General features: G+C 64.3%; 16 protein-coding genes. 3 read left to right on the top strand and 13 right to left on the bottom strand.

Annotated features, from left to right (window positions below):
* The first annotated feature begins 6 nt into the window (after window positions 1-6).
* The 3 genes from SO180_RS12715 to SO180_RS12705 all read left to right on the top strand — a co-directional run bounded on the left by SO180_RS12715 (window position 7) and on the right by SO180_RS12705 (window position 1,357).
* On the top strand, window positions 7-237 hold the full coding sequence (locus SO180_RS12715; protein ID WP_027521425.1) for a F0F1 ATP synthase subunit C: 231 nt from the start codon (window positions 7-9) through the stop codon (window positions 235-237).
* A 62-nt stretch (window positions 238-299) separates the two neighbouring features.
* Window positions 300-866, top strand: a complete 567-nt coding sequence (locus tag SO180_RS12710) for a F0F1 ATP synthase subunit B (protein ID WP_449379162.1) — start codon at window positions 300-302, stop codon at window positions 864-866.
* 5 nt (window positions 867-871) lie between these two features.
* Window positions 872-1,357 (top strand): F0F1 ATP synthase subunit B family protein, encoded by a 486-nt coding sequence (locus SO180_RS12705; RefSeq protein ID WP_449379161.1) that lies wholly within the window; start codon window positions 872-874, stop codon window positions 1,355-1,357.
* Window positions 1,358-1,564: 207 nt separating this feature from the next.
* On the opposite strand, the gene SO180_RS12700 is transcribed toward SO180_RS12705, so the two are convergent.
* The 13 genes from SO180_RS12700 to ctaD all read right to left on the bottom strand — a co-directional run bounded on the left by SO180_RS12700 (window position 1,565) and on the right by ctaD (window position 13,116).
* Window positions 1,565-2,245, bottom strand: a complete 681-nt coding sequence (locus tag SO180_RS12700) for a hypothetical protein (protein ID WP_449379160.1) — start codon at window positions 2,243-2,245, stop codon at window positions 1,565-1,567.
* A gap of 103 nt (window positions 2,246-2,348) precedes the next feature.
* Entirely contained in the window at window positions 2,349-2,936 is a 588-nt protein-coding gene (locus SO180_RS12695; RefSeq protein WP_449379159.1) for a GNAT family N-acetyltransferase, read from the bottom strand.
* Window positions 2,937-2,978: 42 nt separating this feature from the next.
* A complete protein-coding gene (locus SO180_RS12690) occupies window positions 2,979-4,268 on the bottom strand; it encodes a M16 family metallopeptidase (protein ID WP_449379158.1) in 1,290 nt (429 codons plus the stop codon).
* Window positions 4,265-5,683, bottom strand: coding sequence for a threonine synthase (thrC, locus tag SO180_RS12685; RefSeq protein ID WP_449379157.1), 1,419 nt, complete (start codon window positions 5,681-5,683; stop codon window positions 4,265-4,267). Before thrC ends, SO180_RS12690 begins: the two co-directional genes overlap by 4 nt.
* Window positions 5,684-6,142: 459 nt before the next feature.
* Entirely contained in the window at window positions 6,143-6,787 is a 645-nt protein-coding gene (locus SO180_RS12680) for a response regulator transcription factor (protein WP_449379156.1), read from the bottom strand.
* A gap of 192 nt (window positions 6,788-6,979) precedes the next feature.
* Entirely contained in the window at window positions 6,980-7,345 is a 366-nt protein-coding gene (locus SO180_RS12675; RefSeq protein ID WP_449379155.1) for a nuclear transport factor 2 family protein, read from the bottom strand.
* Window positions 7,346-7,454: 109 nt separating this feature from the next.
* Complete coding sequence (locus SO180_RS12670; protein ID WP_449379154.1) at window positions 7,455-8,210, bottom strand: SURF1 family protein; 756 nt, start codon at window positions 8,208-8,210, stop codon at window positions 7,455-7,457.
* A complete protein-coding gene (locus SO180_RS12665) occupies window positions 8,207-8,593 on the bottom strand; it encodes a DUF983 domain-containing protein (protein ID WP_449379153.1) in 387 nt (128 codons plus the stop codon). Before SO180_RS12665 ends, SO180_RS12670 begins: the two co-directional genes overlap by 4 nt.
* An 81-nt stretch (window positions 8,594-8,674) precedes the next feature.
* The gene (locus tag SO180_RS12660; RefSeq protein WP_449379152.1) at window positions 8,675-9,571 is read right to left on the bottom strand and encodes a cytochrome c oxidase subunit 3; all 897 of its coding nucleotides are present in this window, start codon (window positions 9,569-9,571) and stop codon (window positions 8,675-8,677) included.
* Between the two features lie 77 nt (window positions 9,572-9,648).
* Window positions 9,649-10,311, bottom strand: coding sequence for a cytochrome c oxidase assembly protein (locus tag SO180_RS12655; protein ID WP_449379151.1), 663 nt, complete (start codon window positions 10,309-10,311; stop codon window positions 9,649-9,651).
* Between the two features lie 5 nt (window positions 10,312-10,316).
* Entirely contained in the window at window positions 10,317-10,481 is a 165-nt protein-coding gene (locus SO180_RS12650; protein WP_254102697.1) for a CoxF protein, read from the bottom strand.
* Window positions 10,482-10,488: 7 nt separating this feature from the next.
* Window positions 10,489-11,427 (bottom strand): heme o synthase, encoded by a 939-nt coding sequence (locus SO180_RS12645; protein WP_449379150.1) that lies wholly within the window; start codon window positions 11,425-11,427, stop codon window positions 10,489-10,491.
* Between the two features lie 63 nt (window positions 11,428-11,490).
* Window positions 11,491-13,116 (bottom strand): cytochrome c oxidase subunit I, encoded by a 1,626-nt coding sequence (ctaD, locus tag SO180_RS12640; protein ID WP_449379149.1) that lies wholly within the window; start codon window positions 13,114-13,116, stop codon window positions 11,491-11,493.
* Between the last annotated feature and the right edge of the window lie 9 nt (window positions 13,117-13,125).

The raw sequence follows: 13,125 nt of genomic DNA, 5'->3' as shown, positions 1-13,125 counted from the left end.
TCAAAAATGGATCCGGCAGCAGCAAAACTTATCGGCGCGGGCATCGCGTGCATCGGCATGGGCGGTGCGGGCGTCGGCGTTGGCGTCCTCTTCGGCAACTACCTCGCAGCCGCCGTGCGCAATCCGTCGGCCGCCCAGGGCCAGTTCGGCAACCTGATCTTCGGCTTCGCCGTGACCGAAGCGCTCGGCATCTTCTCGCTGCTGATCGCGCTGCTTCTGCTGTTCGTTCCGCTCTGATGAGGTGTTCGCGCCGCCCGACCTACGGGGCGGCGCGCGCATGACAGCAACAGGAGATCTCCATGGCTGAGAGTCATGGCGGGGCAAAAGGCCCGGAGGCCAATGCTCACACCGAGGCCGAGGGCGGTCACCACGGCGGAGGCTTTCCGCCGTTCGACAGCAGCACCTTTCCATCGCAATTGGTGTCGCTCGCGATCTTCTTCGTCGCGCTCTATCTGATCGTGTCGCGCATTGCGCTGCCGCGTGTCGGCGGCGCGATCGAAGCACGTCAGAACAAGATCGACGGTGATCTGGCCGAGGCGCAGAAGCTGAAGGACCAGTCCGACGCCGCGCTGAAGACCTATGAAGGCGAGCTCGCTTCGGCGCGTTCGCGCGCCCAGGCGATCGGCAACGAGACCCGCGAAAAGTCGAATGCGCAGGCGGAAGCCGAACGCAAGACTCTGGAAGAGCAATTGGCGAAAAAGCTCGCCGAGGCGGAGAAGACCATCGCCTCGACCCGCGCCACCGCCATGGGCAACGTCCGCAGCATCGCGGCCGATGCGGCCGGTACGATCGTGCAGCGGCTCACGGGCGTCGTTCCCGACGCAGCGTCGGTCAACGCCGCGGTCGATGCGTCCCTGAAAGGTTAGTCGAGATGTTCTTCGAACCTGAATTTTGGGTCGCCGTCGCCTTTGTGATCCTGATGGTCGTTTTCGGCTATCTCGGCATCCACAAGACCGTGCTGACCACGCTCGACCATCGCGCCGAGCGCATCAAGGCCGAGCTGGACGACGCCCTGCGGCTCAAGCAGGAGGCGGCCAAGGTGCTCGCCGACTACAAGGCCCGCAGCGCCACCGCCGAGCGTGAGGCCGAGGACATCATCGCCAATGCAAAAGCCGAAGCCGAGCGCATCGCGGCCGAAGCCAAGGCGAAGATGGAGGATTTCGTCGGCCGCAGAACCAAGACCGCGGAGAGCAAGATTGCGCTCGCCGAGGCCCAGGCGCTCGCCGACGTCCGCGCCGCAGCGGCAGAGGCAGCCGTTCAGGCCGCCTCCACCATCCTGTCGCAGTCGGTCAAGGGCCAGGTCGCGGACGACCTGCTCGCCAAGGGCATCACCGAGGTTCGGCAGAAGCTGAACTGAGGCGAGCTTCCTCACAAATCAAAAAGCCGGCGCGATGAGCGCCGGCTTTTTTTGTTTGAATGATTGGGTCCATTGAAAGTCTCGGTGTCATCGCCCGGCTCGACCGGGCGATCCAGTATTCCAGAGGCGGTGAATGATACGGAGAGGCCGCGGCGTACTGGATGCCCCGGTCAAGCCGGGGCATGACAGCGTGTTATTTGGCGCCGCCTATTTCTTCTTCTTCGGCGCCGCCTTCGACGATCCCGACAGCGCCTGCGGGTCGAAGCCAACGTAGAAGATATAGGAATCGGCGGCCGCTGCCGACGGCATCGGATAGACCATGTCCTCGGCGACGAAAGTGAAGGGCACGCTGCCATCCTCGGACATCGCCACCGTGGTGCGATAGGCCTTCGACCCGATCACCTTTTCGCCGACGCCGCCCTGCACCACCGCGACGCGCAGCGGAATTTCCACAGACGACGGTGCACCAGCCGGGCCCGCGACGATACGGCCCTGGATGCCGATCCGCGCGGTGATCTCGCTGCCGTTGCGGACGCATTCGCGCGCCATCTTGGTGATCGAGGCCTGGTAGCGCACGTCGTTGCCGACCGCCTGCTTGCCGGAGACGGCCACGGCATAGGTGGACGCGCCCGCACGCACCGTAACCGGCGGGCAATCGACCTCGGTCTGGGCGTCGGACGGCTGGCCGGGCGACGGCGTCGGGGTCTGCGCCGACGGCTCGTCCGACGACCCGCCGAACAGGTTCTTGAAGCGATCGGTCAGCGACTGCGCGGTCGCAGGCGAAGCCGCCGCGAACACAATCGACAACACCAGTACGATCACCAGACCTCGCCGCAGCGCGGTCTGCGAGGACCGAAGCTCTCTCACCTTCAAGGGACCATACTCCATGACAATATCCCGGCAGATCGCCGGCCTGCTGCGCGTTATATCGCCAAAATCGGCGAACCCAAGGCACACGATAAGGCAACACGACAGGCAAGTTTCGGCTTGGTTAGCCGCGGAAATCCTCGTGCAGCAGGCCGAACAGCAGATGATCCTGCCAGACCCCGTTGATGCAGAGATAGCGGCGCGCCAGCCCCTCACGGGAGAAGCCGCACTTCTCCAGCACCCGGATCGACGGTGCATTGGTGGGGATGCAGGCGGCCTCCACCCGGTGCAGGTTGAGCTCGCCGAACAGGGTCGGCAGCAACACCCGCAGCGCCGCGGTCATATAGCCCCGATGGGCGTAGGACTGCCCGACCCAGTAGCCGATCGTGCCGGCCTGGACGATGCCGCGACGGACATTGGCTAGCGTAATGCCGCCGACCATGGCGCCGTCGAGTTCCCGGAAGATCAGGAACGGATAGGACCGGTCCGCGGCGATATCCTCGGCATAGCGACGCAGGCGCCGGCGAAAGCCCGAGCGGGTGAGATCATCGGAGGGCCAGATCGGCTCCCAGGGCGTCAGGTAATCCCGACTTCCCTCGCGCAGATGCGCCCATTGCAGGAAATCCGACATCTGCGGCGCACGCAACAGCAGTCCGTTGCCACGTGGGGCGAGGGCGGCAGGTCCACTGGACGGCAAGCGAAAAAGAGCCATGTGATGCTTTCCGGGGTGCGATATCAGCCCTCGGCACAGCTCCTAGTGGAGCCTCGCCTTGGCTCGCGCCCGGGTCAATCCTTCCGCAAAAGACACCGCCGTGTCCAGACCCCTGCCGCTGCCCAATGCAACGACCGCGGGGCGGCTCCGCGATAATAGCGCTCGTGCTGCATTTCGCGTCGATTCGACGCTCACGGCGTCGATTCGGGCCACCAGCTCCTGCACCGTCTGGGGCCGCCCATAGGCCAGCACGTGCCGCGCGAGCTGCTCGGCGCGCGATGAGCAGCTCTCCAGCGCCATCAGGAGGCCCGCCTTCATCTGTGCTTTTGCACGCGCGATCTCGGCCTCGGTCAGCGTCTCCACCGAATCATTGATGATGTCGACGACGACCTCCATCATCTCAGGCGCGTCCGCAGGATCGGTGCCGGTATAGAGCCCGAAGAAGCCGGTATCAGTATAGGGCGCGTGGAAGCTGTAGATCGAGTAGCACAGCCCGCGCTTCTCCCGCACCTCCTGGAACAGCCGCGACGACATTCCGCCGCCGAGGACGTTGGTGAAGACCTGGAGCGAGAACAGCGACTGGTCGGTTTGCGGCACGCCTTCCAGCGCCAGCGTCAGATGCGCTTGCTCGAGCTCGCGATGCACCACCTTCGCCCCGCCCTTGCCGAACATCGCAGGCGTCGGCTTCGGTCCCGGTGTCGCCTCGAAACTCGCAAATCGCTTCTCGACCTCGTCCACGACCTGACGGTGATCGACCGCGCCTGCGGCGGCCACCACCATGTCGGGGCCGCGATAATGCGTGGAGAGATAGCCGCGCAGCATGTCGCGGTTGAAGCCGCGCAGCGTCTTGGCGGTGCCGAGCAGCGAGCGGCCCATCGCCTGCTCGGGATAGCAGAGCTCGTTGAGATGCTCGAACACGACGTCGTCGGGCGTATCCTGCGCAGCGCCGATCTCCTGCACGATGACGTTCTTCTCGCGCTCGAGCTCTTCCGGCTCGAAGGCGGGATTGGCGAGGATGTCGGCGAGCACGTCGAGCGCCAGCGGCACGTCGGCCTTCATCACCCGCGCGTAGTAGGACGTCGTCTCAGTCGAGGTGCCGGCATTGAGGTCGCCGCCGACCGCCTCGATCTCCTCGACGATCTCGCGCGAGGAGCGCCGGGTCGTGCCCTTGAACGCCATGTGCTCGAGCAGGTGGGAGATGCCATGCTCGTTCGGCTTTTCGTCGCGGCCGCCCACACCGGCCCAGACGCCGAGCGCGGCGGTCTCGACATGGGACATGTTGTCGGTGACGACGGTGAGGCCGGAGGCAAGCTTGGAGATCTCGACGCTCATCCGGCAACTCCCTGCTTTGCGGCGCGGCTGACCGACAACACGAACCGCTCCACCTCGGACTGATCGTTCTTCATCACCTTCATGTGTTCGGATTTGGTCATCAATCCGTCGAGCCAGGCCGGCAATTGCGGCCGCATGCCGCAGGCAGCCTCGACCGCGTCGGGGAATTTGGCAGGATGCGCGGTGGACAGCACGATATTGGGCACCGTCGTGTCCGTGGTGTCGCGATCGGCGACGGCGAGAGCTACCGCAGTATGGGGATCGACGAGCTCGCCGGCCTCGCGCCAGGCGGCACGGATCGCAGCCGAGGTTTCGGTCTCGTCCGCGCGGCCAGCGTCGAACTCCTCGCGGATCGCGGCGAGCGTCGCATCCGGCAGCACGAAGCGACCCGACTGCTTCAGCGAGTCCATCAGCCGGCGGACGCCGGTCGCATCGCGCCGGTTCGCCTCGAACATCAGCCGCTCGAAATTCGATGAGATCTGGATGTCCATCGAGGGCGACGCGGTGGCGTGCACCTCGCGCACCTCGTAGATTCCGGTCTTGAGCGTGCGCGCCAGGATGTCGTTGACATTGGCGGCGATGCGCAGGGTGCGCACCGGAAGCCCCATGCGCTTGGCAACGAAGCCTGCAAAGATGTCGCCGAAATTTCCGGTCGGCACCGTGAAATCGACCTGCCGCGCCGGCGCGCCGACCGCGACCGCGGAGGTGAAGTAGTAGACCACCTGCGCCACGATGCGCGCCCAGTTGATCGAGTTGACGCCGGACAGCGCGACATTGTCGCGAAAGCGGTGATGGTTGAACATCCCCTTCACGAGCGCCTGGCAATCGTCGAACGTACCTTCGATGGCAAGCGCGTGCACGTTGGCGGCGCCTGTCGTCGTCATCATGCGCTGCTGCACGTTGGAGACGCGGTTGTGCGGAAAAAGCACGATGAGATCGACATTCTCCAGACCCGCGAAGGCTTCGACGGCCGCGCCGCCGGTGTCGCCTGAGGTCGCGACCGCGATGGTGGTGCGCTGGCCGCGCTTGGCGAGGACGTGATCCATCAGCCGCGAGATCAGCTGCATCGCGACGTCCTTGAAGGCGAGCGTCGGACCGTGAAACAGCTCCAGCACGAATTGATGCGGCGACATCTGGCGCAACGGCACCACGGCTGGGTGACGAAAGGTGGCATAGGCCTCGTTCGCCATGCGGCCGAGATCGGCATCCGAGATCTCCCCGCCGATGAACGGGCGGATCACGTCGACCGCGACCTCCCAATAGGGGCGGCCGAAGAATCCGGCGATCATCTCTGGTGAGAGCTGCGGCCAGTCGAGCGGCACATAGAGCCCGCCATCGCGGGCAAGCCCGGTCAGCATCACGTCGCAGAAGCCAAGCTCGGGGGCCTCGCCCCGGGTGGAGATATATCGAGTCAAACCGCCCTCCAAAGGCCGGCCGAACGCCTAAACCTTTGATTTCAATGAAGTTACTTTGTTTTGCCGCAGCAAGCTGGAGGCACCATAGAGCGTTTTGCAGCATCGGGAAACCGCTTCCCGTGCCACCCAAGGCCTAAAGGCGGCGCAAGAAAAAGGGCTGCGGCAATGCCGCAGCCCTCTCCTGGAAGGGTCTGTCGTTACGTGTGCAGACCTGTTTTATCCGCGTTCGGAGGCCGGTTCGCGAACCATGGCCCCATCAAATCATTCGCCGTGAGCTTGTGGTCGGGTGTCATCTCATCGTCAAGGGCAAAAACGCTTTGCCCCGGAGAACGTTCCAACTTCTCCCGCTTGCTCCAAAGCGATGATCGCGATCGCACCCTGCTTTGAAGCTCGGCGTGGTGCGCCTGCCATGTTTTCCCGCCGCTGGCGAAGCAGCCGCTCGATGCGGACGAACCGAGCTCAGTTCATCCCAATCGCCACCGCGATCCGGATCAGGTCGGAATGGCTTTTCGCGCCCAGCTTCTGCTTCAGCAGCGACGTGGTGTTGGCGACGGTCTTGTAGGAGATGCCGAGGGCTTCGGCGACCTCGACGATCTTGTCGCCGCGCCCCAGCAGCCGCAGGATTTCCAATTCCCGCGGCGTCATCTGCGAGGCCGGGTTGGCCTTGATCGCCGCGCTGGAAAAGGTCACGGCCTCCGCGAGCTGCGGCGAGATGAAATTGTCACCGGCAGCGACCTTGCGCACCGCCTTGACGAGGATCTTGATGTCGTCGCCCTTGGAGACATAGCCCTGCGCGCCCATCTCGACCGCCCGGACCACGAAGGCCGGATCGTTGTTGGTGCTGAGCATGATGATCTTGGCGTCCGGATCGTCCTTGCGGATACGACGCATCAGCTCGAAGCCGGAGACGTCGGGCAGGCTGATGTCGATGAGGGTGACGTCGGGACGCTTGCTGACGAAGGCGCGGTGGCCGGACTTTGCGTCACTGGCCTCATCGATCCGGATCGAGTGATCTGACGCGAACAGCGACCTGCAACCGAATACGACGACCGGGTGGTCGTCGACGATCAATATCCGCGTAGCCGGCTTGACGATGTCTTGCATTGGTCTCGCTCGCTTTCCCAAACAGATACGCCAGCGGGAACAAATGGAAAGAGCGAAAATACCACCTGCGTTAGAATTTAACTAAATGGGGAAGACCCTGCGTGCGTCTGGCTGCGCCCGCCTGCATATTTGGCAGCGCGGGGTCGCGCCCCGCGAAAGTGCAATGCAATTGGGATGAATCGTCGCCACGTTTTAGCACGCAGAGCAGTCCATTGGATTCTGCCGGGCCGGCGCGCAAATGGTCCGGGAAATCTTGCCATCGGCGCTGAAGCCGAAGCTGGCGCGGATGCGCAACGAGCCGGCAATCGAATATTCGAGCTCGATGCCCTGCGGCGCGGGGCTGATGTCCTCGAGCCCGAATCCGGCAGAGGAGAGTGCGCCAAGCCGCGATCCCCAATAGGCTTCGAGCTCGCTGCGGCCGCGGTAGAGATGCGTGCCCCCGCACTGGCATTCGAGGCTGGCATCATCGGTATAGAGATCGATCAGCGACCTGAGGTCGCCCTTGCGACAGGCGTCCAGCCAGTCGACGACAATGCCCATCTGGTCGAAGTCACTCAACGCATCCATCCCGATCTGTTCACGCGAATTCGTTTCGCGGCGGCTTATGGCCACAGTCGTGAATGGACGCTGAATGGTAAAGCCCGGAAGATTCCGGTTCCGCGCCGGATCAGCTCCGCCGCCGGCCTCTCACCCACACGCCGAACGCGATCAGCACTGCACCCGCGAGCGTGAACCAGGTGATGGCATATTGCAGGTGGTCATCCCGGAGATGCACGTCGAGCGATCCGGGACGCGGGACACCGTTCTCGGGCGCAGGCTGTTCCAGATCGATGTAGAACGGTGCGACTGCACCCCAGCCGAGTGCACTCGCCATCAGATGCTGATCGCGAACGAACCACAGCCGCTTGGTGCGGTTCTCCCCGGGCGTGAGCCAGCCCGCCGCTTCCGGAAAGCGCAAGTATCCGGTGAGCGCGACCTGCCCGCCGGTGACGAGCTTGGTTACAGCACGATCCTCGACGGAGCGCTCCTGCATCGTATTTTCGACGAAGCCGGCATCGATCACGATCATCTCGCCGGTCGGCAGCCGTGCCGGCAGGAAGGCCCAGGTGCCGGGACCGGCGGCATCCCTGCGCACGGCCGAACCGGAGCTGTAGACCATGGCGTCGGGAAGCGGCGCGTAGGTCGCCGTGAGGCTCACGCGGCGAAACTCGTCGTTAGCCGCGTTGAGCGTGCTCCACTGTGCCGGCGACGGCAGCGCAACGGGCGGCGCTGCAAGCCGCTCGGTCAGCGCTGCGATCAATTCATGCTTAGCGATGCGGCGCTGCAACTGCCAGACACCCAGCGCGATGAAGGCTGCGATCATGGCGAGCGTGAACAGGGCAAATCCCGCCACGCCGCGGCGGCGCGTCGCGGTCCCCTTCATTTCGCGCGATCGACCAGCCGGCCCGGCGCCGCCTTGTGATGGAACTGCAGCGCGATCAACAGCGATTTCATCGACCGCAGCGGCAAAAGCGTAGTGACCAGGATCAGCGGCAGCCAGAGCGCCGCATGCAGCCAGAACGGCGGCTGGTACTTGACCTCGACGATCAGCGCGCAGGCCACCACGATGGCGCCGGCCAGCATGATGATGAAGATCGCCGGCCCGTCGCCGGAGTCGATGAAGGCGTAATCGAGGCCGCAGACCTCACATGACGGTGCGAGCGCGAGGAAGCCAGTATAGAGCTTGCCCCGTCCGCAGCGCGGACATTTGCAGGCAAGCCCGCGCATCGCGCTCTGGAGAACGGTGGTGGGAGGATACTCGGTCATGCACTTTCCTTCCCCTCTCCATACCTTAAGCAAAAGGGGCGGCCGCTAAGGCCGCCCCTTTATATCACGATCGACCAGCGTTTAATGCGCGCCGTGGGCCATGGTTTCGGCGCCGCGTCCCCAGACGTAGATGCAGATGAACAGGAACAGCCAGACCACGTCGACGAAGTGCCAGTACCAGGCGGCGAACTCGAAGCCGAGGTGCTGCTTCGGCGTGAAGTGACCGGCATAGGCCCGCGCCAGGCACACCAGCAGGAACACGGTGCCGACCAGCACGTGGAAACCATGGAAGCCGGTCGCCATGAAGAAGGTCGCGCCGTAGACGTTGCCAGCGAAGGAGAAGGCTGCGTGGCTGTACTCATAGGCCTGCACGCAGGTGAAGGTCGCGCCCAGGAGCACGGTGAGGATCAGGCCGTACTTGAGGCCCTGGCGATCGTTCTCCAGCAGCGCATGGTGCGCCCAGGTTACTGTGGTGCCCGAGGTCAGGAGGATCAGGGTGTTGAGCAGCGGCAGGTGCCAGGGATCGAACGTCTCGATGCCGTGCGGCGGCCAGGTGCCGGGCACGCTGCAGGCGCCCATCTGGGTGCCAAGGCCGCAGCCGAACACGGCGTCGCGCGTGGCGTGGACGGGGTCGGCCGGGAACAGCGACGAGTTGAAGAAGGCCCAGAACCAGGCAACGAAGAACATCACCTCGGAGGCGATGAACAGGATCATGCCGTAGCGGTGGCTGATCTGCACCACGCGGGTGTGATCGCCCTTGTACTGGGCTTCCTTGATCACGTCGCCCCACCAGCTCGCCATGGTGTAGAGCACGCCCACGGTGCCGACGCCGAAGATGATCGGCGCTGCCGCGAACATGTGGTGCATCCAGGCGATCGCGCCGAGTGCCATGATGAAGGCCGAGACCGAGCCGACGGCCGGCCACGGAGACGGATCGACCAGGTGATAGTCGTGATGCTTGCCTTGCGCGGTCGCCATTTCCGTCTCTCTCCTTAGCCCGTGCCTGTCAGGCACTTATCCCCTTTGATTCCAATCCCCGGAGGTGAGCCCGGCGATCAAAGATTGCCTTTGCGCTTGTCGTCCTCGCCCGCTGCAAGCGGCTTCACCGCCGGCTCGCGCACCGGATAGAACGTGTAGGACAGCGTGATCGTACCCAGCCCGTCATTGTCGTGGTCATCGATAATCGACGGATCGACATAGAACACCACCGGCATCTCCCGCTTCTCGCCGGGCGCCATGGTCTGCTCGGTGAAGCAGAAGCAGTTGATCTTCTGGAAATAGGACCCGACCGTCAGCGGCGCGACATTGTAGGCCGCCTGGCCTGCGGTGGTGCGCGCGGCCTGGTTGGTCACGGTGTAGTAGATGGTCGTGACCTGACCGATATTGACCTCGATCTCGGTCTGCTCCGGCTCGAACTTCCAAGGCAGGCCCGGCGCGACATTGGAATCGAAGCGCACCGCGATCTTGCGCGCGATCGGCCCGGTGGCGGGCGCCGCGGTCGCGACCTGGGTGGTGCCGTTGAAGCCAGTGGCGCGGCAGAACCAATTGTAGAACGGCACGGCCGCATAGGAGGCACCGACCATCAGCGCGACCACGCCGCCGCAGATCGAGGCGACCAGTGCGTCGCGGCCAAGGCCACTGAAGAGGCCATTGAAAAGACCGCGTCCCTTCGTGGCCCTCCGGCTCTCATCCCGCGATATGGTCGGCTTCTGATCCATCTTTCCTACAATGGCCGAACTAGCACCGCTGGTCCCTTGACCATGGTGACCGCGAAAAACAGCACCACGAGCACGCCGAGCGCGAGTGCGATCGCAATCGAGCGCTGACGGCGGCTCTTCTTCTGCGCCTCGGTGAGGACGATTCCATCTGGCTCGGGTTTGTCGGGCATGCCAGCGTCATGCGCCCCCTACCATCGGAGCAACGGCGCGGAACACGACCTCGGCAAGCAGGGTCGCGAACAGCGCGAACAGATAAAGAATGGAGAAAGCAAACAATTTGCGCGTCGCGCGCAGCGACTGGCTGCGCTCGCGCCGCATATAGACGTTGATGGCGAGCACCAGCATGCCGGCGCCGAGCACCAGCGAGGTGACGCCGTAGATCCAGTCGAAATAACCGAGCGCCCAGGGCGCCGCAGCCACCGCGATCAGGACGACGGTGTAGAGCAGGATCTGCAGCCGCGTCGCGTCGGGGCCGGCGACGTTGGGCAGCATCGGGATGCCGGCGCGGGCATAGTCGTCCGAGCGGAACAGCGCCAGCGCCCAGAAGTGCGGCGGGGTCCAGAAGAAGATGATGAGGAACAGGAGCAGCGGCTCGACGTCGACCGTGCCGGTCACTGCGGCCCAGGCGACCACTGGCGGCAGCGCGCCGGCGGCACCGCCGATCACGATGTTCTGCGTGGTCCAGCGCTTCAGGAGCAGGGTGTAGATCACGACGTAGAAGAAGATGGTGAAGGCGAGCAGCGCGCCCGCAATCCAGTTGACGAGGATGCCGAGCGTCATCACCGAGAAGAAGGCGAGCGTCATGCCGAAGGCCATCGCCTCGGGCCTGGTGATGCGTCCGCGCGGGATTGGTCGGTTCGCCGTGCGCGACATCTTGGCGTCGATGTCGCCTTCCAGCGCCATGTTCAACGCACCGGATGCGCCGGCGCCGACCGCGATGCAGAGCAGCGAGGTGATCGCGAGCACGGGATGGAAATGCCCGGGCGCCATCATCAGCCCGACCAGCGCGGTGAAGATCACGAGCGACATCACCCGCGGCTTCAAAAGCGCGATGTAGTCGCCGACCTCCGCCTCGGAGATCCTGATATCGATGGCGTTCTGATCGAGGACCGACACTTAAACCTACTCGCTTCGTGATAGAGCCGCGGCGCCATCAAAGGCGCCGCGGCGAAGGGTTGCTTACTGAACGCGGGGCAGCACTTCGAACTGGTGGAACGGCGGCGGCGAGGGCAGCGTCCACTCCAGCGTGGTTGCGCCGGCCCCCCAGGGATTGGCTCCCGCCTCCTGCTTACGGGCGAACGCGTCGAACACGCAGTAGAGGAAGATCAGCACGCCGAAGCCCGAGATGTACGAGCCGATCGACGAGATGTAATTCCAGCCTGCGAACGCATCGGGATAGTCGACATAGCGGCGCGGCATGCCCGACAGGCCGAGGAAGTGCTGCGGGAAGAACACCAGATTGACGCCGATGAAGGTGACCCAGAAGTGCAGCTTCGCGAGCGCCTCGTTGTACATGTAGCCCGTCATCTTCGGGAACCAGTAGTACCAACCGGCGAAGATCGCGAACACCGCGCCGAGCGACAGCACGTAGTGGAAGTGCGCGACGACGTAGTAGGTCTCCTGGAGCACGCGGTCGACGCCGGCATTCGCCAGCACGACGCCGGTGACGCCGCCGACCGTGAACAGGAAGATGAAGCCAACTGCCCAGAGCATCGGTGCGCGGAACTCGATCGAGCCGCCCCACATCGTGGCGATCCACGAGAAGATCTTCACGCCCGTGGGCACCGCGATCACCATGGTCGCAGCGACGAAATAGGCCTGCGTCGCCGAGGACATGCCGACCGTGTACATGTGGTGCGCCCACACCACGAAGCCGATGCCGCCGATCGCGACCATGGCGTAGGCCATGCCGAGATAGCCGAACACGGGCTTGCGCGAGAAGGTCGACACGATCTGGCTGATCATGCCGAAGCCGGGCAGGATCAGGATGTACACCTCGGGGTGGCCGAAGAACCAGAACAGGTGCTGGAACAGCACCGGATCGCCGCCGCCGTCCGGCGAGAAGAAGGTGGTGCCGAAGTTGCGGTCGGTGAGCAGCATGGTGATCGCACCCGCGAGCACCGGCAGCGACAGCAGCAGCAGGAACACCGTCACCAGGATCGACCAGACGAACAGGGGCATCTTGTGCAGGGTCATGCCCGGCGCGCGCATGTTGAAGATCGTGGTGATGAAGTTGATCGCGCCCAGGATCGACGAGGCACCGGCGAGGTGCAGCGACAGGATCGCGAAATCGACGGCCGGGCCCGGATGCCCCGTGGTCGACAGCGGCGCGTAGATGGTCCAGCCCGCGCCGACGCCATTGGCGCCCGGCTCACCCTCGACGAAGGTCGAGATCAGGAGCAGCGCGAAGGAGGCCGGCAGCAGCCAGAACGAGATGTTGTTCATGCGCGGGAACGCCATGTCGGGCGCACCGATCATCAGCGGCACGAACCAGTTGCCGAAGCCGCCGATCATCGCGGGCATGACCATGAAGAAGATCATGATCAGGCCGTGACTGGTCACGAACACATTGTAGGTGTGGGTCTCGTGGAAGATCTGCACGCCCGGATACATCAGCTCGGCGCGGATCGCGATCGACATCGCAGCACCGATGATGCCGGCGATGACCGCGAAGAACAGGTACATCGTGCCGATGTCCTTGTGGTTGGTCGAATAGACGTACCGCCGCCATCCGGTCGGATGGGCGTGATCGTCGTGTGCGTGGTCTTGGGCGTGATCGCCGTGTGTCGCTGCACTCGTTGCCATTTTCAAATC

This window comes from Bradyrhizobium sp. UFLA05-112, from assembly GCF_053572325.1.
Note: the sequence above shows the minus strand (reverse complement) of the source record. Positions and strands in the feature narration are given on the sequence as shown.